This window comes from Micromonospora sp. R77, from assembly GCF_022747945.1.
In the GTDB taxonomy this organism is placed as follows: domain Bacteria; phylum Actinomycetota; class Actinomycetes; order Mycobacteriales; family Micromonosporaceae; genus Micromonospora.
The window spans coordinates 2,487,630-2,511,531 of the sequence record NZ_JALDST010000001.1; the positions used below are offsets into that span (position 1 = coordinate 2,487,630).

Below are 23,902 nucleotides of genomic sequence, written 5' to 3' on the forward strand. Positions count from 1 at the left end.
GTCACGACGGACCGCCTCCCCTCAGTCAGCACACACGCTAACCGCCACCGGGGACGGGCACATCCCCGGAACCGTCAGTCCTGCCGACACCGGGCCGGGGGTCAGGGCCGGGTCAGCCCGGCGCGGAGGGCGTCGGCGGCGGCCCGCTCGCTGCGCTGCTCGGTCGCGTACGCCAGGCGTACCGCCTCGTCGGCGCTGGCCAGCGCCTCGACGGAACGCCCGCAGGCGGCCAGCGCCTCGGCCAGCACCATGGCGGCGACGACCTGGCTGCGGACGTCCTCGGCCGGGGCGGCGACCGCCCGCTGCGCCCAGTCCAGCGCCTGCTCCCGCTGCCCGTGGGCGAGCAGCGCGGAAGCGTACCGGGCCATCGTCTGGCGGCGGGAGAAGAGCAGCGACGGGGTGTTCGCGGCGGTGGTCGCGACCGGGGCGAGCAACCCGACCGCGGTCGCCGGGTCGCCGGCCGCGAGCCGGGCCATGGCGAGCAGCACCCGGGGCCCCACCTGCGCCGGCGCCTGCGGGTTGTGCGGCTCCACCGTGGTCAGCACCGCCCGGGCGTCCCGCTCGGCCGTCTCGCAGTCGCCCATGTCCAGCGCCACGAAACCGCGCAGCGTGCCGGCCATCCCGGTGAGCAGCGGGTGCGACGTCCGCTCGGCGAACCCGAGTGCGTCGGTGAGCAGGTCCGCGGCGTGCTCCGGCTCGCCCAGCCCGCGCGCCACCACACCCCGTACGACCAGCGCGAAGCCCTGCCCCCAGTCGTCGGAGACCTCGGCGAACTCCCGGTAGGCCTGGCGTGCCCCCCGGTCCGCCTCGGCCAGCTCGCCCAGCTCGGCGGTGGCGTACGCCTCGACCGCGCGCAGGGTGCCCACCGCCCACGCCTCGCCGACCCGCTCACCGAACGGCAGGAAGACCTTCGCCATCCGGCAGGCCTCCTTCAGCCGGCCGGCGAGCAGCCGGGCGAACGCGGTGGTGCCGCGCAGCCAGGCCCGCCCGTATGGGTCCTTCAGCTCGGCGAAGAGCCGGGCCGCCCGGCCCAGCACCGCGTCGGTGCCGGCGAAGTCGCCCCGGGTGGTGGTCACCCAGGCCAGGTTCTGCAACGACCAGGCCTGCCCGCGCGGGTCCTTCGCCGAGAGGCTGACCTGGTAGGACGCGGCGAGCCGGCTGCTCGCCTGGCCGAGTCGGCCGCCGATGAAGTCGGCCATGCCGAGCCGGCGCATCGCCGAGGCCCGCAGCGTGGGCAGCTCGGCCTCGGTCGCCACCTGCAACGCATCCTGCCAGCAGCGTTCCGCCCGGGCCTGGTCGCCGAGGGTCTGGTGGGCCTGCCCGGCGAGCAGCAGCGCGCTGACCCGGGTCGCCGCGTCACCGGCGTTCGCGGCGATCTTCTCGGCGAAGGCGAGCGCGTCGGCGGGTCGGCCCACCTGCAACAGTGCCCGGGCGTGCACCACCCGGTCGGCCGGCGGTACGCCGTCGCGGGCCAGCTCGGCAGCGCGTTCGGCGTACTCGACGGCGAGAGCCGGCTCCCGGCGCGCATCGAGCGGCGGGCGGCCCGGCCGAGGGCGGCGACGCCGAGCGGGACGACCGCCCGGGCCGGCGCGTCGGGGCGCAGCTTCACCGCGTCGGCGAGGGCGGCGGCCCGCTCGACGTGCTCGGCGACGAGGTCGTCCCGGTCCGCCTCGGTGGAGCCGCCGGCGACGCTCGCCCCCGGGGCGGCACTCTCCGGCGCGGCCCAGCGGGCCAGGGCGGCGTGTCGCTCGGCCAGCTCGGCCTTGCTCACCCCGGCGTACGCGGCCTCCCGCATGAGCGGGGTGGCGAAGGCGTACCCGGTGCGGGTGCGGTGCAGCATCCGGCGTTGCAGCAGCTCCTCCACGGCCCGGTCCAGCTCGACCGCGACCACCGCCCCGGCCGGCCGTCCCGCCCGGCACGCTGGTCGCGGAGCGCCTCCAGCGCACCCGCCGGCACGGTGTCCCCGACCACGGCGGCGTCCCGCAGCACCGAACGGGCGTCCACCGGCAGTGCGTCGATCCGCGCCGCGAGCACGGCGGCGAGGTCCCGGGAGAGCAGCCGGCTGCCCAGCGAACCGGGCACCAGCCGCCAGCCGACGTCGGCGCCGCGACCCGGCCCGGCGGTCAGCGCCCCGCGCTCCATCAGCAGGGTGACCAGTTCGGCCAGATAGAACGGGTTGCCCTGGGCGGTGGCGAGCAACCGGTCGGCGTCGGCCTGCGGCAGCCTGCCGCCGCCCAGATAGCTGGTGAGCAGCCGGGCCGCGTCCGCGCCGCGCAGCGGCGGCAGCGCGTGCACCTCGGCGTCCGCGAGCCGGGTCAGCGCGCCCGCCGTACGCACCAGCTCGGGGCGACCGAGCAGCAGCACCAGCACCGGGCCGCCGAGCCGGTTGAGCGTCAGGGCGAGCGCCTTGACGGTCTCGGCGGTCGCGTCGTGCAGGTCGTCCACGACGATGACCAGGGGCGCCTCCACGGCGAGCGCGCTGAGCAGCTCCGCCACCGCGTTCGGCACCGCCTCGGCGTCCGGCGGCGGGGAGGCCACGTTCCACTCGCCGTTCTCGGCGGCGGCGGGAAGTTCGGCGTACCCGAGCAGGGCCAGGAGCTGGTCGGTGGCGAGCGGCGGCAGGTCTCCGGGGAGCCGGCCGAGTCGCTGGCCGAGCCGGCGCAGCCGTTCCTCCACGGCCGGTCGGGTGAGCGCGGTGGCAGCGTCGTTGGGCAGGCCGACCGCCGCCCGGACCAGGTCGGCGAGGGGGGCGAGGCGGCGCCGCTCGCCGAACGCGGCGCAGCGTACGGAGAGCACCCGGGCGCCGGTGTGCGCGGCGTACCGGCCGGCGCCCACGTCGTAGCCGGCGGCGAGCCGTTCCACCTCGGCGGCGAACCGGGACTTGCCGATCCCCGCCTCGGCGGTCATCAGCAGCACCCGGGGTTCGCCCCGGTCGATCACCTCGGCGAGCCGGCCGGCGACCCGCCCGATCTCGGTCTCCCGGCCGACGTACGGCGCCTCGTCGCCGAGGCCGGAGCGGGTGCCCGGCGCGTCCAGCAGACCCAGCAGCTCGTACGCCTCGACCGGCTCGCGCTTGCCCTTGAGCCGCAGCGGGCGCAGCGCCCGCCAGGAGGCGACGTGCCGGGTGGCGGCGGACGTCCGCGCCCCGGCGTAGACCGCGCCGACGGCGGCGGCGTCGGCCAGCCGGGCGGCGGTGTTCACCGTGTCGCCGATGACGGTGTACTCGATGGCGGCCTGGATGCCGGCGATCACGTCACCGGTGTTGAGGCCGACCCGCAGGCCGAGCGGCGCACCGCCGCCCTGCTCGTCGTCGAGCACCCGGCGGACCGCCCGCTGCATGGACAGCGCGGCCCGGACGGCGCGTTCGGCGTCGTCCTCGTGGGCGACCGGCGCGCCGAAGACCGCCATGATCCCGTCGCCGGTGAGCTTGTCGACGTGCCCGCCGAAGGTCTTCACCGCGCCGGCGAGGGCGGCCAGCACCCGGTCGGTGACCGCGCCGACCCGCTCCGGGTCCAGGTCCTCCGACCAGGAGGTGAAGTCGGAGAGGTCGCCGAAGAGCACGGTGACGACCCGCCGCTCGGCGGCGGGCAGGGTCGCGGCGGCCGGCAGGGCCGCCCCGCAGTTGTGGCAGAACCGCGCGCCGGGGACGGCGACGGTGCCACACACCGGGCAGGTCACGTCTGCTCCAACCCACCGGCCCCCGCGCCGGATTCCCGGTCCTCGACACCGAGATGGGCGAGCTGGGCCCGGACCGACCATTCGGCGGCCCACCACAGCGACCGGTCCACGTCGGCATAGACCCGGGCGACCACCTCCGGCGCGCTGGTGACACCCTCGGCGACCACCTGACGGACCTGGTCGAGCCGGGCGCGGCGGTGGGCCAGGTAGAAGTCGGCCGCCGCACCGCAGTCGGCCAGCGCCGGGCCGTGCCCCGGCAGCGCCGGGATCCCCCGGTACGCCGACAGCAGCTCCAGGCTGGCCAGGTAGTCACCGAGGTGGCCGTCCGGGTGGGCGACCACGGTGGTGCCCCGCCCCAGGATGGTGTCCCCGGTGAGCACCACCCGCTCGTCGCCGTGGCCGACCAGGAAGCAGACCGAGTCGGCGGTGTGCCCGGGGGTGGGCACGAGCCGCAGGCTGAGGCCGGCGGCGTCGAGCGGGGTGTCGGCGGTCAGCGGCTCGGCGCCGACGGTGTGCGCGGGGTCGACGGCGCGTACCGGTGCCCCGTCGAGCAGTTCGTGCAGCCGGGCGGAGCCTTCGGTGTGGTCCGGGTGGCCGTGGGTGATCAGGACGGCGGCGACCGGCCCGTGCGCCGCGATCGCGGCCAGGTGTGCCTCGTCGGCGGGGCCCGGGTCGACCACCACGGCCGGCTCACCGGGGGCCGCGCGCAGCACCCACGTGTTGGTGCCGTCGAGGGTCATCGGCCCCGGGTTCGGCGCCCGCAGCAGGGTGACCCACCCCGGCACCTCGTCGGCCAGCGCCCCTGCCGCTCCCGTCACACGCCCGCCCATGGCAGCGATCGTACGACCCCGCCCGCCACTCCCCGCGATCTTGCCGCCCGGGCCACTGGTTCGTGCCCCTTCACGGCTTTCGCCGCGTCGACGGACCGCAGGATCGCGGGGAGGGAAGGGTCAGCCGACCTCGACGATGACCTCGACCTCGACCGGGGCGTCCAGCGGCAGCTCGGCCACCCCGACGGCGCTGCGGGCGTGCCGGCCGGCCTCACCGAAGACGGCGCCGAACAGATCCGAGGCGCCGTTGATGACGCCGGGCTGGCCGGTGAAGCCGGGGGCGCTGGCCACGAAGCCGCTCAGCTTCACGATCTTGACGACGTTCTCCAGGCCGACGAGCGAGTCGATCGCGGCCATCGCGTTCAGCGCGCACCGCTCGGCCAGGTCCTTCGCCTGCTCGGCGGAGACACCCGCGCCAACCTTGCCGGTGGCGAGGAGCTTCCCCTCCGCCATCGGCAGCTGGCCGGAGACGTAGACGTGCTGGCCGGACTGGACGGCCGGCACGTAGCTGGCCACCGGCGGCACCACCTCGGGCAAACTCAGACCCAGCTCGGCGAGCTTCGCGTGCGGTCCGTTGCTCATGCCGCCGCCCCCTCGCTGCGCTCGCTCATGCCTTCGGCCGCTTCAGGTAGGCGACGAGCTGCTCCGGGTTGGGTCCGGGGACCACGGAGACCAGTTCCCAGCCGTCCTCGCCGAAGTTGTCGAGGATCTGCTTGGTCGCGTGGACCAGCAGCGGGGCCGTGAAATATTCCCACTTCTGCATCGCTGGCGGGTTTCCTCTCCTGGCGTAGGCTCTTCCGACACAGCCTACGGTCCCTCCCAGGAGCGGGGAGCGGGACGCTGCTCGGGCGGCCCGGGCGGCTCCGGCAGCTCACCGCAGGGCCCCTCGTGGCCGTAGCGCTGGGGGCAGCGGCTCCGGTCGGGCAGCAGCAGGTCGCAGAAGACCCGGTGCCGGTTGTTCTGGTCGTCGGCGTTCGAGACGGTGGTCTCCCCGGCGTCCAGCTCGCTCAGGAAGCCGAGCGAGACGGCCACCGTGCCGGCCAGCGCGGTGGCGGCGGCCAGGTCGGCCACCCGGACCGGCAGGTGGATGACGTATCCCGGGTCCTCGTCGTCCCGGCCCCGCTCGCCGGGACGGATCAGCGTACGGATCACCTCGGCCGACTCGACGCAGCGGCGGTACGACCGCTCGTTGAACGGCAGGCCACCCCCGGGACCCTCGCCCTCACCTGGCCGCCCGGCCCGGTCTCCCGCCGGGAACTGGGCTCGGGGAACGTTCTCCGCGTCGCGCATTCACTGCCTCCGGGCGTCTTACCTGGTCAAAGTCACCACCGTCCGGCTCGGACTTCCCGCCCGGTCCGGCCCCCGCACCGCGACGAACGTAGGACCGATCCGAGGTGCCGGCAACGGGACGCGCACGCGTGATCACCTCAAGTCACATATGCGACACATGCATAGTCCGGGAGGTGACAACATGCTCACGTTCCACGGTGGTGAGGAACCCCGGCTCGACCCGGCGCGGCACGCGGGGCAGGCAAGCAGCCCATCGACCGCTACCCTTCCGGTCGGACGGGCCACGCGTGCTCGCCCGCCACGCTCGAACACGCGTCGGTCGCCAGGGGCGGCGACCGCGCCGCACCCCGGGGGAACGACATGACCCAACCGCCCATCGGCGGCGCCAGCGGATCGCCCGCCGGGCCGGCGCACCAGGACCCGCCGGGCGTCGGCCAGGCCCCCGGAGCGGTTCCCCCGCCCGTGCCGGGCCACCCGGCGTACCAGCACCCGGCCGCGCCGAAGCGGAAGCGCGGCCTGCTGATCGTCTCGATCGTGCTGGCCGCGGCCCTGCTGCTCTGCGGCGGCGGGGGGACGGCCGCGTTCCTCGCCCTGCGCAACGCGGAGGACGGCCAGGGCGCCAAGGACCCGACGGTCGCGGTGGACAGCTTCCTCACCGCGGTCTACAAGGACCGGGACGCGAAGAAGGCCGCCACCTTCGTCTGCTCCGCCGCCCGGGACGACAAGAAGATCGCCGCCAAGGTCGCCGAGGTGCAGAAGTACGCCGGGGAGTACCAGAACCCGCGGTTCCGCTGGACCAGCCCGAAGGTGGACAACCAGACCGGGGACCGGGCCACGGTCACCACCAAGGTCACCATGACCACCTCCGACGAGAAGGTCGCCGACCAGGACCTGCGCTTCACGGTGGTGCGGAAGACGGGTTGGTGGGTCTGCGAGGTCGCCTGAGCCCGGCGGCTGGATAGGCTCGACGGGTGGCAGCAGCAGAGCAGCCGGCCGATCCGGCCGGCACCGGATGGCCGGCCCGCCTGCACGTGGTGACCGGTAAGGGCGGCACGGGCAAGACCAGCGTGGCCGCGGCGCTGGCCCTCGGGCTGGCCGCCGGCGGGCGGCGCACCCTGCTGGTCGAGGTGGAGGGGCGGCAGGGCATCGCCCAGCTCTTCGGCACCGACCCGCTGCCGTACGAGGAACGGCACCTGACCGACGCCCCCGGCGGCGGCGAGGTGCGGGCCCTGGCGGTGGACGCCGAGGAGGCCCTCCTCGAATACCTGGACATGTTCTACAAGCTCGGCGCGGCCGGCCGGGCGCTGCGCAAGCTCGGCGCGATCGACTTCGCCACCACCATCGCCCCGGGCCTGCGGGACGTGCTGCTCACCGGCAAGGTGAAGGAGGCGACCACCCGCACCAGCGGGCAGCGCCGGACGTACGACGCGGTGGTGCTGGACGCGCCGCCGACCGGGCGGATCGGCCGCTTCCTGAACGTGACCGCCGAGACCGCCCGGCTGGCCCGGGTCGGCCCGATCAAGACCCAGAGCGAGGGCGTCTCCGCGCTGCTGCGCTCGCCGATGACGGCCGTGCACGTGGTGACGCTGCTGGAGGAGATGCCCGTCCAGGAGACGGTCGACGCGATCGGCGAGCTGACCGAGCTCGGCTTCCCGGTCGGTCGGGTCATCGTCAACGGCGCCCGGCCGCCACTGCCCGCGGGCCGGGCGGTGACCCAGGCGGAGCTGAAGCGGGGGCTGCTCGCCGCCGGGCTGCCCGCCGACCGGGAGACCGTCGCCGGGCTGGCCGGGGAGGCCCGTGACCAGCTCGTCCGCCGGGAGCTGGAGGACTCGCTCCGGGGCGACCTGGTGGAGCTGGGCCGGCCGGTGACGGAGCTGCCGCTGCTCCCCGACGGGGTGGACCGGGCCGGCCTGGAGACGCTGGCCGACCTCCTCGTCCGGGCGGATTGACTCACACCTGGGGCCGGCACGGAGCAGAGACACCCTCCGGCCCGATACGCTCGATTGGTGCCTTCCGAAGACGCGGCGCCGCAGCTGGACGTCGACCAGATCCTCGCCGACCCCGGCGTACGGATCGTGGTGTGCTGCGGTGCGGGCGGAGTGGGCAAGACGACCACCGCGGCGGCCCTGGCACTGCGCGCCGCCGAACGGCACGGCCGGCGCACGGTGGTGCTCACCATCGACCCGGCCCGCCGGCTGGCCCAGTCGCTCGGGCTGACCGAGCTGGACAACACCCCGCGCCAGGTCAAGGGGATCGACGTCGAGGCCAGCGGCGGTGAGCTGCACGCCATGATGCTCGACATGAAGCGGACCTTCGACGACGTGGTGCTCCAGCACACCGATCCGGCGAAGGCGGCGGAGATCTTCGCCAATCCCTTCTACCAGGCGATGAGCTCGACCTTCGCCGGCACCCAGGAATACATGGCGATGGAGAAGCTCGGGCAGTTGCACGCCCGGGGCGAGTGGGACCTGATCGTGGTGGACACCCCGCCGTCCCGTTCGGCGCTGGACTTCCTCGACGCGCCGGCCCGGCTCTCCCGCTTCCTCGACGGGCGGATGCTGCGGCTGCTGCTCGCGCCGGCCCGCAGCGGGGGGCGGAGCATGTTCAGCTTCGTCACCGCGAGCTTCGGGATGTTCTCCAAGGTCGTGCAGAAGGTGATCGGCGCCCAGCTGCTCACCGACCTCTCCGGCTTCGTGGCCGCGCTGGACTCGATGTTCGGCGGGTTCCGGCAGCGGGCCGAGCAGACGTACCGGATCCTGCAGGCCGACGAGACGGCCTTCCTGCTGGTCGCGGCCCCGGAGCCGGACGCGGTCCGGGAGGCGGCCTACTTCGCCGGGCGGTTGCGCGCCGAGCGGATGCCGCTGGCCGGCCTGGTGCTCAACCGGGTGCACCGGCCGGCGGTGCCGGGGCTGTCGGCGGCCGACAGCCTGGCCGCCGCCGAACGGCTGGAGCGCGAGGGCGGGCACGAGGCGACCGTCGACGTGCTGCGGGCACACGCCGGGCTGGCCCGGCAGGCGGCCCGCGAGCAGCAGGTGGCGGCCCGGTTCACCGAGGCCTTCCCGGCGGTGCCGGCGGCGTCGGTGACGGCGCAGCCCGCCGACGTGCACGACGTCGACGGGCTGCGGACCATCGGTACGGCGATCAGCCGGCCCTGACGCGCGGCGCTCAGCCGGCGGTGGTCACCAGGACCTTGTCCTTGCCGGCCTTCTCCTTGGCGTTCTTCCTCATCGCGGCCTCGAACATCTTGCGCCAGCTCGTGACCTGCGGGTGACGACGCAGCAGCGCCCGGCGTTCCCGCTCGGTCATGCCGCCCCACACCCCGAACTCGATCCGGTTGTCGAGCGCGTCGGCCAGGCACTCGTACCGAACTGGGCAGCTCCGGCAGATCCTCTTCGCCACGTTCTGTTCGGCGCCTTGGACGAACAACGCGTCCGGGTCCCCGTTCTGACATGCCGCCAGTGACGGCCAGTCAGCGATCATGCCCATGTGTACACGTCCCCCCTTGCAGTACCTACCGACTTCGCGCGACCAGCCGTCGATTCCCCCCGTCGTCCGTCCGGCCTCCCCAGGGCGGCACGGACGACATGTGGCTGCCTGTCGCCGCCATCATCATGCTCTGTAGTCGCCTGATTACGCAACGTTGTCGGCGAAATCCATCATTCCGGACACTCCCGGCTTCCCGGGCCTTCGCCCGCCGTCTACCCGTCCCGAGTACGTGAAAACGCTGCGCGGGTCCGTCGTTCTCCAGAAGACTCATCGGCGGGTTCACGCAACCTCGCACCAGGGTTCGTGCGTTTAGCACAACGAGGTCGGCGCGCGCAGGAAATGGGGAAACATGGCCCCGCGCCCCTCGTTCCCTACTCGCGTACCCTGTCGAGGTGACCTGGATGCGGAAACGTGACCACAATGTGCTGACCAACGCCGCATCGCTACTCATCTGTGGCCTGTTGGCCGGCGTGGTGGTCGCAGCGGCGGCCTTCCCCGCGGTGGCGATGTCCGGACTGGCCGCGAAGGCCGGGGCGGAGACCTTCGGCGCGCTGCCCAGCGAGCTGACCGTGGCGCGGGCGCCACAGATCAGTTACCTGCTCGCCTCGGACGGCAAGACGCCGCTCGCGACCATGTACGACGAGAACCGCAAGGACGTCAAGCTCAAGGACGTCTCGCCGCTGATGCAGAAGGCGATCATCGCGGCCGAGGACCACGACTTCTACAAGCACAACGGCGTCGACCTCAACGGTGTCGCCCGCGCGTTCGTCAACAACCAGTCCGGCGGGGGGAACGGCCGCCAGGGCGCCTCCACGCTGACCATGCAGTACGTCCGGCTGGCCATCGCGTACTCGGCGACCCACCCGGCCGACGTGGTCGCCGCGACCGAGGACACCAGCGCCCGCAAGCTGCGTGAGATGAAGTACGCGCTCCAGATCGACAAGGAGCTCTCCAAGGACGAGATCCTGGAGCGCTACCTGAACATCGCCGCCTTCGGCAACGGCGCGTACGGCATCTTCGCCGCCAGCCAGGTCTACTTCGGCGTGCCGCCGAGCAAGCTCGACATCCAGCAGTCGGCCATGCTCGCCGGCATGGTGAAGGCGCCGACCGCGTTCGACCCGACCACCCCCAGCGGCTATCCGCAGGCGGTGGGCCGGCGCGACTACGTCATCCAGAACATGGTGCAGATCGGGGCCATCACCCAGCAGCAGGCCGACCAGGCCAAGGCCGTCAAGCTGGTGGTGAAGGACAAGCGCACCCCGAACGGCTGCGTCGACACCAAGGAGAAGACCTGGGGCTTCTTCTGCGACTACTTCTACCGCTGGTGGATGGGGCAGGAGACGTTCGGCTCGACCTCGTACGACCGGGAGCGGCGGCTCAAGAGCGGCGGCTTCACGATCGTCACCAGCCTCGACGTGCAGGCGCAGCGCGCCGCCGACAAGGCGGTCCGCAACCACCTGGGCGTGAACAGCAAGGCAGCCAGGATGGTGGCGGCGATCGAGCCGGGCAGCGGCCGGGTACGGGCCCTCGCGGTGAACCGGAACTTCAAGCTCGACGACCCGAACCACCCGCAGAACAAGATCTCGAGCGACCCGCGGAAGGCGAAGAAGAAGCTCCGCGGCAGCTACCCGAACACCACCAACCCGCTGCTCAGCGGCGGCGGTGACATCACCGGCTACCAGGCCGGCTCGACGTTCAAGATCTTCACCCTGGTGGCGGCGCTGGAGAAGGGCTACCCGCTCAGCTACTCCATCAACGCGGAGAAGCTCTTCAAGTCGGAATACATCGTGGAGCAGGGCTCCCCGGCCGCCTGCCCCGGCACGCACTTCTACTGCCCGACGAACGCGAACCCGGCGATGGTCGGCGTGCACAACATGTGGAGCGGCTTCGGCTTCTCGGTGAACACCTACTTCATCCCGCTCCAGCAGCGGGTCGGCGCGGAGAACGTGGTCAAGGCCGCGGAGAAGCTCGGCATCACCTTCCGGGCGCCGAGCGACGCCAAGTTCGCGGCGACCAAGGACGCCGCCCACCAGTGGGGCGCGTTCAGCCTCGGCGTCTCCCAGACCACCCCGCTGGAGCTGGCCAACGCGTACGCCACCCTGGGCGCGGACGGCAAGTACTGCGAGCCCATCCCGGTGCAGGAGATCCGCGGCCCGGACGGCGACAAGCTCGACGTCGCCAACCCGCGCTGCGAGCAGCGGATCAGCACCGAGGTGGCCCGCGCCGCCGTGGACGCGGCGCGCTGCCCGCTCGGCGACCACTCGGCGACCTCGAAGTGCAAGGTCGGCACCGCGCGCAACGTCCGTGGGATCGTCGGCGCGCCGGTCGCCGGCAAGTCCGGCACCACCGACTCGGAGAAGACCTCCGCCCTGGTCGTGATGACCAAGCAGTACGCGGTGGCCGGCATCATGGCCGACCCGGACTGGCCGCAGACCAACCAGAAGATGGGGCACGACGTCCCCACCGGCATCAACCCGGCGGTCTACGAGACGCTGCGCGACGCCATGAAGGGCAAGGAGCGGATCGAGTTCACCCCGCCCAGCGGGAAGATCATCGAGGGTGACCAGCGCTCCATCCCCGGGGTGAAGTGCGAGTCGGTCGAGACCGCCAAGTCGCGGCTGCGCGGTGCCGGCTTCGAACCGGTCGTCTCCAGCAGCAAGGTGCCGTCCGAGTGCCCGGCCGGCACCGCCGCCGGCACCAGCCCGGACGGGCGCACCATCAAGGGCGGCGTGGTGACCATCGAGGTCAGCGCCGGCGGCGGTAACACCCCGCCGGCCGGCGGCAACACCGCCGGGCCCGCGGTCCCGCCGCCGGCCAACAACGGCCGCCCCGGACGACCGCCGGGCCGCTGACCGGCGACACCCGACAGCGGGCGGGCACCCAGGTGGGTGCCCGCCCGCTTCGTCATGACCCGGCGTACGCGGGTGGCCGGGGCGACGGCCCGGCGTACGGTCGGTGCAGGGCTTCTCCGGTCAGAGAGCGAGTTGCCGGCGTACCTCGGCGGCCACCCGGCCCCCCTCGGCCCTGCCGGCCACCGCGGCCTGGGCCGCCTTCATGGCCGGGCCCAGCTGCGCCTTCCCGGTGAAGCCGCCCGCGGTGAGCGCCCCCGCGACCAGCTCGGCCAGCTCGTCGTCGGAGAGCTGCTTCGGCAGGTAGCGCTCCAGCACCGCACCCTCGGCGGTCTCCTTGGTGGCCTGCTCGGTACGCCCGGCGTCGGCGAAGGCGGTCGCGGCCTCCCGCCGCTTCTTCGCCTCCTTGGTCAGCACCGCGAGCACCTCGTCGTCGGTGAGCTCGCGCTTGGCCTTGCCGGCGACCTCGGCGTTGCCGACGGCGGCCAGGGCCATCCGCAGGGTGGACGTGGTCAGCTCGTCGCGTGCCTTCAGGGCGGCGCGCATGTCTGCGGTGAGGCGGTCCTTCAGCGTGCTCATGGTCGGTCAAACTACCCTGAACGCCATGCGAAAGCGCACACTATTCCGGCTCGCCGCCGGGACCGTCGCCGCGGGCACGGCCACCCTGGCATACGCGTCGCTCATCGAACGCAACATGTTCACCCTGCGCCGCTACGACGTGCCGGTGCTGCCGGCCGACGCCGAACCGCTGCGCGTACTGCACGTCTCGGACCTGCACATGATGCCGAACCAGCGGCGCAAGCAGGACTGGGTCGCCTCGCTGGCGGCCCTCGACCCGGACCTGGTGGTCGTCACCGGGGACAACATGGCCCACCCGGACGCCCTACCGGGGGCGCTGCGGGCGTTGCAACCACTGCTGGACCTTCCCGGTGCCTTCGTCTTCGGCTCGAACGACTACACCGGGCCGGTCTGGAAGAACCCGTTCAGCTACTTCCTGCCCGACCGGGAGTACACCGAGGGCGCGGCACTGCCGTACGAGGAACTGCGGAACGTCCTCACCGGCGCCGGCTGGGCGGACCTGAACAATGCCCGGACCGCGCTGAAGGCTGGCGGCCGACTGATCGAACTGCTCGGCGTCGACGACCCGCACATCGAGCGGGACGACTACGCCGCCGTCGCCGGGCCGGCCAACCCGGAGGCCGACCTCTCCGTGGCGCTGACCCACTCGCCGGAGCCGGCCGTGCTCGACCGGATGGCCGCCGACGGCTTCGACCTGCTGCTCGCCGGGCACACCCATGGCGGGCAGGTCTGCGTGCCGGGCTACGGCGCGCTGGTCACCAACTGCGGACTGCCCCGGTCCATGGCCCGTGGCCTGCACCGCTGGCCGGGCTCCGACGCCTGGCTGCACGTCTCCGCCGGGCTCGGCACCCACCCCACCGCGCCGGTCCGCTTCGCCTGCCCACCGGAGGCGAGCGTGCTCACCCTCATCCCCCGCTGAACCCTGCCGCCGGGCCCCGGACCGGGGCCCGGCGGGGCGGGGGTACCGAATTTGATCCTGGGGCCGGGTGGGCTACTATTTGTCGGCACGCCTCGGGGTGTGGCGCAGCTTGGTAGCGCGCTTCGTTCGGGACGAAGAGGTCGTCGGTTCGAATCCGGCCACCCCGACCAGAGGTAAGAGTCAGGGCCCCTCCACGGAGGGGCCCTGACTCATTCCAGGGCTCCTTCTCTGCGTGATCGTCTGCATGCCCCGGCTCCGACCCGCCGGTCGCGAGTGCCGGGAACGACAAACGATCGGAAGCACAGCGGTGATGCTGCCGACCTCCCGCCGAAAGGGCACCCGACCGGATTTCCTGGCATTGTTGACCGATGGCGGCCCTGATCAGATCCCGAGTGACCGACTGGACCTTCGTCGTACCCCTGATCGCGGTGGTGGTGCTCGCCGCCGCCTGGGGGCGGGACCTGCCCGGGGTGCTGGTGACGGTGGTGGCCGCGCTGCTGGCCGGCGCGGTGCTGGCCGCCGTGCACCACGCCGAGGTGGTCGCCCACAAGGTGGGTGAGCCGTTCGGCTCGCTGGTCCTCGCGGTGGCGGTCACCGTGATCGAGGTGGCCCTGATCGTGACGCTGATGATCAGCGGCGGCGACAAGGCCCAGGCGCTGGCCCGGGACACCGTCTTCGCGGCTGTCATGATCACCTGTAACGGCATCCTCGGGCTTTCGCTGCTGCTCGGGGCGTTGCGCCGCCGGGTGGCCGTCTTCAACCCCGAGGGCACCGGCGGGGCACTGGCCACCGTGGCCACCCTGGCCACGCTCAGCCTGGTGGTGCCGACCTTCACCACCAGCCGTCCCGGCCCCGAGTTCTCCCCCGCGCAGCTGGCCTTCGCCGCCGTGGCGTCGCTCGCGTTGTACGGGCTCTTCGTGCTGGTGCAGACCGGCCGGCACCGGGACTACTTCCTCCCGGTCAGCCAGGACGGACGGATCGTCGACGCGGACGGGGACGGGCACGCCGACCCGCCGTCGGCGCGCACCGCCTGGACCAGCCTGGCGCTGCTGGTCGTGGCGCTGGTCGCGGTGGTCGGCAACGCAAAGATCATCTCGCCGACGATCGAAGCCGGAGTGTCCGCCGCGAACCTGCCGCAAGCCTTCGTCGGCGTGATCATCGCCCTGCTGGTGCTGCTGCCGGAGACCCTCGCGGCGTCCCGCGCCGCCCGCCGCGACCGGGTGCAGATCAGCCTCAACCTGGCCCTCGGCTCCGCCATGGCCAGCATCGGCCTGACCATTCCGGCCATCGCGCTCGCCTCCATCTGGCTGGACGGCCCGCTGCTGCTCGGCCTCGGTGGCACCCAGCTCACGCTGCTCGCGCTGACCGCCGTGACCGGCGTCCTCACCGTCGTACCGGGCCGGGCGACCGTGCTCCAGGGCGGGGTGCACCTGGTGCTCCTCGCCGCCTTCGTCTTCCTCGCCGCCAGCCCCTAGCCCTGCTCCCGCCACGGCGGGCGGCGCGGGCGGGTCAGTCGTGGAGTTCGGTGCGGGCGACTTCGGCGAACGCGGCGGCCAGGTAGCCGGGCAACGGCCGGCGGGTGACCGCCAGCAGGTCGGCGACGAGCAGCGGGGCGTGTCGGGCGATCTCCCCCGGACCCGGGGGCGCGTCGTCCTCCCCGGGGTCGTAGACGCCGAGGGAGCTGGCCAGCAGCACCAGCAGCACGTGCGGGTCGACCTGTGGCCACCACGGCAGCACCGACCGGACGCAGCGCTCCAGCACCTGGCGTACGTCGTCACCGTCCAACCCGTCCGGATGGCCCTCCTCCAGCAGCAGCCGGACCACCCCGCCGAGCACCAGACCGGCCCGGTCGGCGGCGGTGAGGCGCTCCACCGCCGGCTCGTACGCCTCGGCGTCCCGGTCCCGGGCGGCGTCGACAGCGGCCGTGGCGGCCGCCGCGATCTCACGGGCCGGGGCGGGCAGGTCTCGCCAGGTCGCGGTCACCGGGTCAGCATGGCAGACCACGGTCGTCGGCTCCCCCACCGGCTCCATCGTCGCGGGACCGTCGGTTATCCGGTCGCGGATGGTCGTACCCGGCGCAGAGAATCCAGCCATGCTGCGCCGCGCCCTCCCCGCCCGCCCGGAAGCCCGCCGGATCCTGCTCGGCACCCTGCTGTCGGCCGTCGGGCGCGGCCTGACCCTGCCGTTCCTCTTCATCTACCTCACCGACCTGCGTGGACTGAGCGACACCACGGCCGGTCTGGCGATCGGCTGGTTCGGTGCGGTGACGCTCGCGCTGTCCCCGGTGGGCGGCGCGTTGATCGACCGGTTCGGTGCCCGCCGGGTGGTGCTGCCCTGTCTGGTGCTGGAGGCGGTGGGCACCGGGTCGCTCGCCCTGGTCCACTCCACCGGCAGCGCCTTCGCGGTCCTCACCCTCGTCGCGGTGGGCAGCTCGGCGCTCTGGTCCGGGCAGGCCACCATCCTCGCGTCGTTGACCGACGACGGCGAGCGGCAGCGCGTCTTCGGCCTCCAGTTCGCCCTGCTCAACCTCGGCATCGGGCTGGGTGGCCTGGTCTCCGGCGCGGTGGTGGACGTGACCCGCCCGGTCACCTTCCAGGTGATCTACCTGCTGGACGCGTTGAGCTACCTGGTGCCGGCGGCGATCCTGCTGACCCTGCCGCACGTCGGCCACCGGCTCGCCACCGCCACGGGCACCGAGCACCGGCCGGCCACCGGGGGCTACCTCACGGTGCTGCGGGACCGCCCCTTCCGCCGCCTGGTCGTCTTCGGCCTGGTCCTCACCACCTGCGGGTACGCGCAGATCGAGGTGGGCTTCACCGCGTACGCGGTCCGGGTGGTCGGGGTGTCCCCACGGGTGGTGGCGTGGGCCCTCGCCGCCAACACGGTGATGATCGTGCTCGCCCAACTGGTGGTGCTCCGCCGGCTGGAGGGACGCAGCCGGACCGGCGCGCTCGCCGCGGTGGGCGCGGTCTTCGCCACCGCCTGGCTCGTGCTGGGCGCGGCCGGCCTGATCGGTACGCGGAACGCGCTGTTCGCGGCGCTCGGCGTGGTGGCCTGTTCGGCGATCTTCGGCTTCGGCGAGACGCTGCTGTCACCGGTCATGCCGGCGCTCACGAACGCGCTCGCCACCGACGAGCTGCGCGGCCGGTACAACGCGATGAGCTCGATGATCTTCGGGATCAGCGGGGTCATCGGTCCGGTCACCGCCGGTCCGCTGATCGGCGCGGCGGACGGCCGGATCTGGGTGGTCGCCGTGGTCGGCGGCTGTCTGACTGCCTCGGTGCTCGCCCTCTCCCTGCGCCGGCTGCTCACCCCCGGCCAGGACGGCCGCGCCACACCGGCCTCGGTCCGCGAGCCCGAGGCCGTCGCCCGCTGACGGCCACCCCACCCGGAGATGCGGACGGGCCCCGGAGCGGTTGCTCCGGGGCCCGTCGGGCGTACGGCCTGCCGTCAGGCGGCGGGCACCTCGGCGGTGGTCTGGATCCGGTCCAGCGCCGGCGCGGAGACCGGCGACTTCGCGGTCAGGTACGCGGTGAAGGCGTCCAGGTCGATCATGCCGGTGACCTGGTTCGTGCCGCCGGTGAGGACGCTGAAGCCGTCACCGCCGCCGGCGAGGAAGTTGTTCACCGTGACCCGGTAGGTCGCGGTGTCGGTGACGGGAGCACCGTTGATGGTGAGGCTGCCCCGGACCACCCGGCTGCCGCTGCACGGCGCGCCGGCCGCGGCGGTGGTGCCGTTGGTGTCCACGACGTAGTGCACGGTCGACGAGGCGTACAGCACCCGGGCGACGGTGAACTGCTGCTCCAGCATGCAGTAGAGCTGCGCGCCGGTGAGGTCGAGCGTCACCAGGTTGTTGGCGAACGGCTGCACGGTGAACGCCTCGGCGTAGGTGACCGGGCCGGCGTCGAGGTCGGCGCGGACACCACCGGGGTTCATGAACGCGGCGACCGCGTTCTGCTCGTTGTCGGTGGCGGCGAGCTGGGCGTCGGCGATCACGTTGCCCAGCGGCGACTCACCGGTCTGGTACGTCGGCTTGCCGTTGGCGTCGACACCGGTCTGGTACAGGTTCTCCTGGGTCTTGGTGATCGCGCTGGTGGTCTCGCCGACCACCTTGTCGGCGACCGGACCGAGCGCGGTCTTGTAGTGGTTGATCAGCTCGGTGCTGGCCGGGTCCTTCGGCACGTCGCGGGTGACCACGGTGTTGTTCGCGGTGGCGCTGACCACGTCCCGGGTACGCGGGTCGATCTTCAGGTCGATGTCGGTGACCAGGCGACCGAAGGAGCTGGCGCTGGTGACCAGCTTGCCGTTGATGTTGCAGTTGTACGCGGCGTGGGTGTGCCCGCTGACGATGACGTCGATGGACGGGTCCATCCGGTTGGCGATGTCGACGATCGGGCCACTGAACCCGGTGCAGTCGTTGATGCCGCCGCCGTTCTGCACGCCACCCTCGTGCAGCAGCACGACGATGCTCTGCACGCCGAGCAGGCGCAGGATCCTGGCGTACTTGTTGGCGGTGTCCGCCTCGTCGGCGAAGCGCAGGCCGGCCACGCCCTGCTGGCTGACGATGTTCGGCGTGCCCTCGAGGGTCATGCCGATGAAGCCGATCGGAACGCCCTTGACGATCTTGATGCCGAACGGCTGCATCAGGGGCAGGCCGGTGGAGGTCTTGAAGGCGTTCGCGGAGAGGTACCGGAACTTCGCACCGTCGAACGGGGTGCCGTCGGCGCAGCCGTCCACCGGGTGGCAACCGCCCCGCTGCATGCGCAGCAGTTCCTTGGCGCCCTCGTCGAACTCGTGGTTGCCGACGCTGGTGAACTCGAGCCCGGCGAGGTTCATCTCCTCGATGGTGGGCTCGTCGTGGAAGGCCGCGGAGAGCAGCGGCGAGGCGCCGATCAGGTCACCGGCGGCGACCGTGACGGTGCCCTTGCCCTGCTCGGCGGCGGCCGCGCGCATCGCCTTCAGGTGGCTGGCCAGGTATTCCGCGCCACCGGCCGGCTGTCCCGCGATGGTGCCGCTGGACCCGGTCGGGGGCTCCAGGTTGCCGTGGAAGTCGTTGATGGCGAGCAGCTGGACGTCGACCGGCTTGGCAGCGGCCTCCGCCTGGGCGGGGTGTACGGCGACCGCACTGAACGCGGTCACGGCGAGTGCGGCCAGGCCGACGGCGGCCCGACGCATCCCGGGGACGGACATGGAACTCCTCGTGAGATAACGACGCGTGGCATCCGGGCGATGGTTCGCCCGGCGACCGGTGAACGTGTCGTGACAGGGGTCGGCGCGACGGCGGCAGTCGGGGGGACGCCACCCCGCCGGGGCAAGCTTGCCACCCGAGGCACGATCGGTCGACCGGACCAGTCCAGCGGACCTTCGCATACCGGGGGCGACATGTGCGGGTCCGACGGACGTGTCGGACATGACGGGCAGGTGAAATCCTTCACGAGCCCCCGCTGTCAGGGGGTCGGGCTAGAAAGTAGCCATGACGTCGATCCCCACTGCCTGGACGGTGGACTCGGTCCGCTCGGCCGACGGCACCACCATCGCCTACGAGAGGGCCGGCGACGGCCCGCCGATCATCCTGGTCGGTGGGGCCTTCAACGACCGATCCACCACCCGGCCGCTGGGCGCGGCCCTCGCCGCCGACTTCACCGTGTTCGGCTACGACCGGCGCGGCCGCGGCGACAGTGGCGAGACCGCACCGTACGCGGTGCCGCGCGAGATCGAGGACGTGGCGGCCCTGATCGAGGCGGCCGGCGGCCGGGCGTACGTCTACGGCCTCTCCTCCGGCGCGATCCTCGCCGCCGACGCGGCGGCCGCCGGGCTGCCGGTCGCCGGCCTGGCCCTCTTCGAGCCACCGTTCCGGGTCGGCGGGCCCGCCGGCACCCCACCCGACCTTCAGGAACGGCTGACCGAGCTGGTGTCGGCTGGCCGGCGGGGCGACGCGGTCGAGCTCTTCCTGACCGTCGCCGTGGGGGTGCCCGCCGAGGCCGTCGCCGGAATGCGGGGCGACCCGGGATGGTCCTGGATGGAGGGGCTGGCCCACACCCTGGCCTACGACTGCGCGGTGAGCGGCGACGGGGCCCTGCCGACCGACCGGCTCGCGGCCATCGCCGCGCCGACCGTGGTGGTCGACAGCGCGGGCAGCCCGCCCTGGTTGCGGGAGGCGGCCGTCGCCACGGCGGACGCGATCCCGGGTGCCGTGCACCGCAGCCTGCCCGGCGGCTTCCACGAGGTGCCGCCCGAGGTGCTGGCGCCCGAGGTGCGCCGTCTCCTGCTGGGCTGAGCCCGGGGTCCCACCCGGCACGGGGCCGGCTCCCAGGGACCGGGGAGCCGACCCCGTGGCACCACAGTGGTGTCCGCCGCAGGTGCGGCCACGGAACCACCAGCAGGGTGGATCAGCAGGGCTCTCGCCCAGAACGACGTTATAAGTGCCGGACGGCAATTGTGACCCTGGGAAACCTTCCCATCGGCAAGTACGTCCGCCGGGCGGAGGCCGTCCCATCCGGACGGTGACCCCGCGTTGGGCCGGTCGGTCGGACATTCGGTGATCCGGTTTCGGCACCGCCAACGTCCGCGTGTCAATCCGGTGGGAAGGCCGCATCGGATGCCCGCTGCACGACGATCAGGGCCACTTGCCGCGACGCGTCCGCCCGGGTCAGAACGCGCAGGTGCTGCCGGCGGCGTGGCTGACCTGGACGGTGTGGGTGACGCAGCCACCGTCGGCCACCCGGTGCAGCAGGAAGGCGCTCGGCTCGCCGACCAGCCCGATCTCCTCGTCGGCGCTCATCGTCAGCGTGGACTGCACCCAGGTGCTCGGGGCGGTGGTGAGCACCGTGCCGGCGAACGCGGTGGTCACCGACCGGTGCAGGTGGCCGGCGGTGACGCGTACGACGTGAGGGTGGCGGCCGACGACGGCCGCGAGCGCGGCACCGTCGGCGAGCCGGATCTCGTCGGCGGCCGGGATGCCGACCCCGACCGGCGGATGGTGCAGGCACACGACGGCGGGCACCTCCGGCCGGCCGCCCAGCACCCCGTCGAGCCAGGCGAGCTGGTCGTCGCCGAGCTGCCCACCGCTGCTCCCCGGCGTGAGCGAGTCCAGCACCACGACGGTCGCCTCGGCGTGGTCGACGTGGTAGTAGGCCGAGAACCCGCCACCGAGGCAGGGTGTGCCGCCGAAGGTGTCCAGCAGCGACTCCCGGTCGTCGTGGTTGCCGGCGGCCAGGTGCACCGGCAGCGGGAACCGGCCGATGATCTCGCGGAGCGCTGCGTACTCGTCCGGTCGGCCGTGGGCGACCAGGTCACCGGTGATCACCACGCAGTCCGGACGGGGTCGCACGGCGAGCACCCGGCCGAGGGCCCGGTGCAGCCCGGACGCCGGTTCGGCGGCGAGCAGGCCGGTGGTCACGTGCGGGTCGCTGAGCTGGGCGATGAGCATCGACGCCTCCTCGGGGACCGGACCCCCACGCTATCGCCGATCGTCCCCACCGCGCGGCCCCGCGCCGTCCACAGGCCGCATCCACAGGCTGTGGATAGCACATGTGTACGAAGGTCGGCCGACTCGTCGCTGAGTACCCTTGATCGCGTCACCCGGCCTGTCCGGCCCCTCTCACCAGGAACGACGTGGATCACGAGCGAGTCGTCCGAGACGTCACGGTCCGCCTTCCGATGGCGTCGACCGCCCTGGAGGCGTGCCAGTGGACGATCGCCACGCTCGCCCGGTACACCCCGGCGACCGTCTCGATCCTGCTCCAGGTCCACGACCGGCTCCGCTGCGTGGCGGCCACCGGCGCCTGGCAGGTCTTCTCCACGGTGCCGCCGAAGGCCGGCATCGTCGGCCGGGTACACGCCTCCGGCACGCCCGCCGCCGTCGCCGACGTCACCGCCGACCCCGACTACCTGCCGATCCGACCCGACGTCACCAGCGAGGTCTGCGTTCCGGTGCTGGACCCGGCGGGCCGGCCGCTCGGGGTGCTCGACCTGCAGTGGAGCGACCCGGCCGACCTCGCCGCGTGGCAGCGGACCGCGGCACGGCTGGCCGCCCGGCTGGGCGCGCGGATCGTGGCGCTCGGTGGGCCGCCGGCCGAGAGCCGCAGCGAGAAGCTGCTCCGGCACGCCGCCGCGATGACCTCCGCCCCCACCGACTGGGACCCGATGGCGGCGGCGATCACCGCGGCCCGGGACGTATCCACCCTCTCCGCCGCCGTGCTGGTGCTCGCCGGCCGCAGCGGGCCCAGACTCGGCGCGCCGACCAGCGCTCCCGGCGAACTGGAGTCGCGGATCCGCGCCGAACTCGCCGAGGTCGGCGCCGGACCGCTCGGCCGGCTGATCGCCCGGGCGCACCGGAACGGCTCGTCGTACACGCTGGGCGAGGCGGGACACCCCCCGACCGGCGACTACCAACCGCTCGCCCGGGCCGGGGCACGCACCCTGGTGGCGGTGCCGGTCGGCCCGACGGACGGCGGCGGGGTGCTGCTGGTGGCCGACGAGCGGCTGCTGCGCCCCGACCCGACCACGGTCAACCTGATGGAGTTGCTGGCCGGCCAGGCGTGGACCTGCCTCGACCGGCTGCGCAGTCTGGCCCGGCTGCGTGAGCAGGCCAGCTCCGACCCGTTGACCGGGCTGCGACACACCGGGCCGTTCGGGCAGCGGATCGCGGCGGCCACGCCGGGGCGTACGGCCCTGCTGGCGATCGACGTGGACGGCTTCAAGACCGTCAACGACACGTACGGCCACCAGGCCGGTGACCGGGTGCTGGTGGGGCTGGCCCGGGCGCTGGAGGGGGCGCTGCGCCAGGGCGACGAGCTGTACCGGGTCGGCGGCGACGAGTTCGTGGCGGTGATCGAGGTGAGCCGCCCGGACGAGGCGGTCCGGATCGCCGAGCGACTCACCGAGGCGGCCCGGCACACCGGCCGCACCATCAGCATCGGGGTCGCCCTCCCCCAGCCCGGCGAGTCCCCCGAGCTGACCCTCCGCCGCGCCGACCAGGCCCTCTACGCCGTCAAACGCCAGGGCCGCGACGGCGTCCACCTCGCCGCCGCCTGACCCCCACCCTCCGCCCTCCGCCCTCCGCCCTCCGCCCTCCGCCCTCCGCGGCGATCATGGAGTTGTGGTGCCGGACGAACTGCGCAGAACCGGCAGACGAGGCACCCCAAGTCCATGATCGACCGGACCGGGGGACGTGGGGGGCGGGGTGCGGGCCGACGGCGGGTGGGTCAGGGGTGGGTCAGTTCCTTGGCGAGGAGTTCGGCGATCTGGGCGGTGTTGAGGGCGGCGCCCTTGCGGAGGTTGTCGCCGGTGACGAAGAGGTCGAGGGCGCGGGGGTCGTCGACCGCGCGGCGGATGCGGCCGACCCAGGACGGGTCGGTGCCGACGGCGTCGATCGGCATCGGGAACTCGCCGGCGGCCGGGTCGTCGACGAGGATCACGCCGGGGGCGTTGCGCAGCGCCTCGCGGGCTCCCTCGGCGTCCACCTCGGTGGCGAAGACCGCGTGCACGGCCACCGAGTGGCCGGTGACCACCGGCACCCGTACGCAGGTGGCGGAGACCTTGAGGTCGGGCAGCCCGAGGATCTTGCGCGACTCGTTGCGCATCTTCAGCTCCTCGGACGACCAACCGCCGTCGGCCAGCGAGCCGGCCCAGGGCACCACGTTGAGCGCCAGCGGGGCCGGGAACGGACCCAGCTCGTCGCCGACCGCCTGCCGCACGTCGCCGGGGCGGGAGCCGAGCACCCGGTCACCGGCGATCTTGCCGAGCTGGGCGTGCAGCGTGTCCACGCCGGCCTGCCCCGCCCCGGAGACCGCCTGGTACGACGCGAGCACCAGCTCGCGCAGGCCGTACTCGCGGTGCAGCGGGGCGATCGCCACGATCATCGCCAGGGTGGTGCAGTTGGCGTTGGCGACGATGCCCCTGGGGCGGTTGCGGACCTGGTCCGGGTTGATCTCGGGGACCACCAGCGGCACGTCACGGTCCATCCGGAACGCACCGGAGTTGTCCACCGCCACCGCGCCCCGGGACACCGCGACCGGCGCCCACTCGGCGGAGACCTCGTCCGGCACGTCGAACATGGCCACGTCCACCCCGTCGAACGCCTCGGGGGTGAGGGCCTGGACGGTCAGCGTCTCGCCCCGGCACTGCACCTGCCGGCCCACCGAGCGCGCGGAGGCGAGCAACCGGATCTCGCCCCAGACGTTCCGCCGGGCGGAGAGCAGCTGGCACATCACCGTGCCGACGGCACCGGTCGCTCCGACCACGGCGAGGGTGGGCAGCGACGACACGGG

Annotated in this window: 19 protein-coding genes, 1 tRNA gene and 1 pseudogene; 10 read left to right on the forward strand and 11 right to left on the reverse strand. The window is 73.4% G+C overall.

Going from position 1 to position 23,902, the window contains the following annotated elements; all coding sequences use genetic code 11:
• Positions 1 to 101: 101 nt before the first annotated feature.
• From MRQ36_RS11510 to MRQ36_RS11530, 5 genes and pseudogenes are all read right to left on the reverse strand, one after another.
• A pseudogene (locus MRQ36_RS11510) lies at positions 102 to 3,678 on the reverse strand (adenylate/guanylate cyclase domain-containing protein).
• Complete coding sequence (locus tag MRQ36_RS11515) at positions 3,675 to 4,508, reverse strand: MBL fold metallo-hydrolase (protein ID WP_242794883.1); 834 nt, start codon at positions 4,506 to 4,508, stop codon at positions 3,675 to 3,677. Before MRQ36_RS11515 ends, MRQ36_RS11510 begins: the two are co-directional and overlap by 4 nt.
• Positions 4,509 to 4,628: 120 nt before the next feature.
• Positions 4,629 to 5,090 carry a RidA family protein gene (locus MRQ36_RS11520; RefSeq protein WP_242794885.1) on the reverse strand — a complete coding sequence of 154 codons (462 nt, stop codon included), beginning with the start codon at positions 5,088 to 5,090 and terminating at the stop codon, positions 4,629 to 4,631.
• 25 nt (positions 5,091 to 5,115) lie between these two features.
• The gene (locus tag MRQ36_RS11525) at positions 5,116 to 5,271 is read right to left on the reverse strand and encodes a DUF4177 domain-containing protein (RefSeq protein WP_242794887.1); all 156 of its coding nucleotides are present in this window, start codon (positions 5,269 to 5,271) and stop codon (positions 5,116 to 5,118) included.
• Between the two features lie 44 nt (positions 5,272 to 5,315).
• Positions 5,316 to 5,798 carry a hypothetical protein gene (locus tag MRQ36_RS11530; protein WP_242794889.1) on the reverse strand — a complete coding sequence of 161 codons (483 nt, stop codon included), beginning with the start codon at positions 5,796 to 5,798 and terminating at the stop codon, positions 5,316 to 5,318.
• A gap of 360 nt (positions 5,799 to 6,158) precedes the next feature.
• On the opposite strand from MRQ36_RS11530, the gene MRQ36_RS11535 reads away from it, so the two are divergent.
• From MRQ36_RS11535 to MRQ36_RS11545, 3 genes are read left to right on the forward strand one after another with little or no spacing between them, the layout of a single operon-like run.
• Positions 6,159 to 6,743 (forward strand): hypothetical protein, encoded by a 585-nt coding sequence (locus tag MRQ36_RS11535; protein ID WP_242794891.1) that lies wholly within the window; start codon positions 6,159 to 6,161, stop codon positions 6,741 to 6,743.
• 26 nt (positions 6,744 to 6,769) lie between these two features.
• Positions 6,770 to 7,747 (forward strand): ArsA-related P-loop ATPase, encoded by a 978-nt coding sequence (locus MRQ36_RS11540; protein ID WP_242794893.1) that lies wholly within the window; start codon positions 6,770 to 6,772, stop codon positions 7,745 to 7,747.
• Positions 7,748 to 7,801: 54 nt separating this feature from the next.
• The gene (locus tag MRQ36_RS11545; RefSeq protein WP_242794895.1) at positions 7,802 to 8,953 is read left to right on the forward strand and encodes an ArsA-related P-loop ATPase; all 1,152 of its coding nucleotides are present in this window, start codon (positions 7,802 to 7,804) and stop codon (positions 8,951 to 8,953) included.
• 10 nt (positions 8,954 to 8,963) lie between these two features.
• On the opposite strand, the gene MRQ36_RS11550 is transcribed toward MRQ36_RS11545, so the two are convergent.
• On the reverse strand, positions 8,964 to 9,284 hold the full coding sequence (locus tag MRQ36_RS11550) for a WhiB family transcriptional regulator (protein ID WP_242794897.1): 321 nt from the start codon (positions 9,282 to 9,284) through the stop codon (positions 8,964 to 8,966).
• A gap of 401 nt (positions 9,285 to 9,685) precedes the next feature.
• Here MRQ36_RS11550 and MRQ36_RS11555 point away from each other — a divergent pair, with 401 nt between their 5' ends.
• Complete coding sequence (locus MRQ36_RS11555; RefSeq protein ID WP_242794899.1) at positions 9,686 to 12,136, forward strand: transglycosylase domain-containing protein; 2,451 nt, start codon at positions 9,686 to 9,688, stop codon at positions 12,134 to 12,136.
• A gap of 120 nt (positions 12,137 to 12,256) precedes the next feature.
• Here the strand turns inward: MRQ36_RS11555 and MRQ36_RS11560 are convergent, their stop codons facing one another.
• Positions 12,257 to 12,712 carry a GatB/YqeY domain-containing protein gene (locus MRQ36_RS11560; RefSeq protein WP_242794900.1) on the reverse strand — a complete coding sequence of 152 codons (456 nt, stop codon included), beginning with the start codon at positions 12,710 to 12,712 and terminating at the stop codon, positions 12,257 to 12,259.
• Positions 12,713 to 12,737: 25 nt separating this feature from the next.
• Between MRQ36_RS11560 and MRQ36_RS11565 the strand changes: the two genes are divergently transcribed.
• The 3 genes from MRQ36_RS11565 (at position 12,738) to MRQ36_RS11575 (ending at position 15,106) form a co-directional block, all read left to right on the forward strand.
• The gene (locus tag MRQ36_RS11565; protein ID WP_242794901.1) at positions 12,738 to 13,631 is read left to right on the forward strand and encodes a metallophosphoesterase; all 894 of its coding nucleotides are present in this window, start codon (positions 12,738 to 12,740) and stop codon (positions 13,629 to 13,631) included.
• Positions 13,632 to 13,724: 93 nt separating this feature from the next.
• Positions 13,725 to 13,801, forward strand: a tRNA-Pro gene (locus MRQ36_RS11570).
• Positions 13,802 to 13,999: 198 nt separating this feature from the next.
• On the forward strand, positions 14,000 to 15,106 hold the full coding sequence (locus tag MRQ36_RS11575; protein WP_242794902.1) for a calcium:proton antiporter: 1,107 nt from the start codon (positions 14,000 to 14,002) through the stop codon (positions 15,104 to 15,106).
• A gap of 34 nt (positions 15,107 to 15,140) precedes the next feature.
• Here the strand turns inward: MRQ36_RS11575 and MRQ36_RS11580 are convergent, their stop codons facing one another.
• Complete coding sequence (locus MRQ36_RS11580; protein WP_242801027.1) at positions 15,141 to 15,635, reverse strand: hypothetical protein; 495 nt, start codon at positions 15,633 to 15,635, stop codon at positions 15,141 to 15,143.
• Positions 15,636 to 15,723: 88 nt separating this feature from the next.
• On the opposite strand from MRQ36_RS11580, the gene MRQ36_RS11585 reads away from it, so the two are divergent.
• The gene (locus tag MRQ36_RS11585) at positions 15,724 to 17,007 is read left to right on the forward strand and encodes an MFS transporter (protein ID WP_242794903.1); all 1,284 of its coding nucleotides are present in this window, start codon (positions 15,724 to 15,726) and stop codon (positions 17,005 to 17,007) included.
• A gap of 74 nt (positions 17,008 to 17,081) precedes the next feature.
• On the opposite strand, the gene MRQ36_RS11590 is transcribed toward MRQ36_RS11585, so the two are convergent.
• Positions 17,082 to 18,821, reverse strand: a complete 1,740-nt coding sequence (locus tag MRQ36_RS11590; protein WP_242794909.1) for a bifunctional UDP-sugar hydrolase/5'-nucleotidase — start codon at positions 18,819 to 18,821, stop codon at positions 17,082 to 17,084.
• A gap of 283 nt (positions 18,822 to 19,104) precedes the next feature.
• Between MRQ36_RS11590 and MRQ36_RS11595 the strand changes: the two genes are divergently transcribed.
• Complete coding sequence (locus MRQ36_RS11595) at positions 19,105 to 19,908, forward strand: alpha/beta fold hydrolase (RefSeq protein ID WP_278187483.1); 804 nt, start codon at positions 19,105 to 19,107, stop codon at positions 19,906 to 19,908.
• Between the two features lie 372 nt (positions 19,909 to 20,280).
• Here the strand turns inward: MRQ36_RS11595 and MRQ36_RS11600 are convergent, their stop codons facing one another.
• Positions 20,281 to 21,060, reverse strand: a complete 780-nt coding sequence (locus tag MRQ36_RS11600) for a phosphodiesterase (RefSeq protein WP_242794910.1) — start codon at positions 21,058 to 21,060, stop codon at positions 20,281 to 20,283.
• Positions 21,061 to 21,290: 230 nt separating this feature from the next.
• Between MRQ36_RS11600 and MRQ36_RS11605 the strand changes: the two genes are divergently transcribed.
• Entirely contained in the window at positions 21,291 to 22,667 is a 1,377-nt protein-coding gene (locus MRQ36_RS11605) for a diguanylate cyclase (RefSeq protein WP_278187484.1), read from the forward strand.
• 170 nt (positions 22,668 to 22,837) lie between these two features.
• Here MRQ36_RS11605 and MRQ36_RS11610 read toward each other — a convergent pair whose 3' ends face one another.
• Entirely contained in the window at positions 22,838 to 23,899 is a 1,062-nt protein-coding gene (locus MRQ36_RS11610; protein WP_242794916.1) for an aspartate-semialdehyde dehydrogenase, read from the reverse strand.
• Between the last annotated feature and the right edge of the window lie 3 nt (positions 23,900 to 23,902).

Bases quoted from the DNA above. Each gene is read 5' to 3' on its own strand.
- MRQ36_RS11555 (WP_242794899.1), top strand. From the start codon at position 9,686: ATGCGGAAACGTGACCACAATGTGCTGACCAACGCCGCATCGCTACTC.
- MRQ36_RS11535 (WP_242794891.1), top strand. From the start codon at position 6,159: ATGACCCAACCGCCCATCGGCGGCGCCAGCGGATCGCCCGCCGGGCCG.
- MRQ36_RS11585 (WP_242794903.1), top strand. From the start codon at position 15,724: ATGCTGCGCCGCGCCCTCCCCGCCCGCCCGGAAGCCCGCCGGATCCTG.
- MRQ36_RS11590 (WP_242794909.1), bottom strand. From the start codon at position 18,821: ATGTCCGTCCCCGGGATGCGTCGGGCCGCCGTCGGCCTGGCCGCACTC.
- MRQ36_RS11550 (WP_242794897.1), bottom strand. From the start codon at position 9,284: ATGGGCATGATCGCTGACTGGCCGTCACTGGCGGCATGTCAGAACGGG.
- MRQ36_RS11520 (WP_242794885.1), bottom strand. From the start codon at position 5,090: ATGAGCAACGGACCGCACGCGAAGCTCGCCGAGCTGGGTCTGAGTTTG.
- MRQ36_RS11525 (WP_242794887.1), bottom strand. From the start codon at position 5,271: ATGCAGAAGTGGGAATATTTCACGGCCCCGCTGCTGGTCCACGCGACC.
- MRQ36_RS11600 (WP_242794910.1), bottom strand. From the start codon at position 21,060: ATGCTCATCGCCCAGCTCAGCGACCCGCACGTGACCACCGGCCTGCTC.
- MRQ36_RS11515 (WP_242794883.1), bottom strand. From the start codon at position 4,508: ATGGGCGGGCGTGTGACGGGAGCGGCAGGGGCGCTGGCCGACGAGGTG.
- MRQ36_RS11575 (WP_242794902.1), top strand. From the start codon at position 14,000: ATGGCGGCCCTGATCAGATCCCGAGTGACCGACTGGACCTTCGTCGTA.
- MRQ36_RS11560 (WP_242794900.1), bottom strand. From the start codon at position 12,712: ATGAGCACGCTGAAGGACCGCCTCACCGCAGACATGCGCGCCGCCCTG.
- MRQ36_RS11530 (WP_242794889.1), bottom strand. From the start codon at position 5,798: ATGCGCGACGCGGAGAACGTTCCCCGAGCCCAGTTCCCGGCGGGAGAC.
- MRQ36_RS11595 (WP_278187483.1), top strand. From the start codon at position 19,105: ATGACGTCGATCCCCACTGCCTGGACGGTGGACTCGGTCCGCTCGGCC.
- MRQ36_RS11565 (WP_242794901.1), top strand. From the start codon at position 12,738: ATGCGAAAGCGCACACTATTCCGGCTCGCCGCCGGGACCGTCGCCGCG.
- MRQ36_RS11605 (WP_278187484.1), top strand. From the start codon at position 21,291: ATGGCGTCGACCGCCCTGGAGGCGTGCCAGTGGACGATCGCCACGCTC.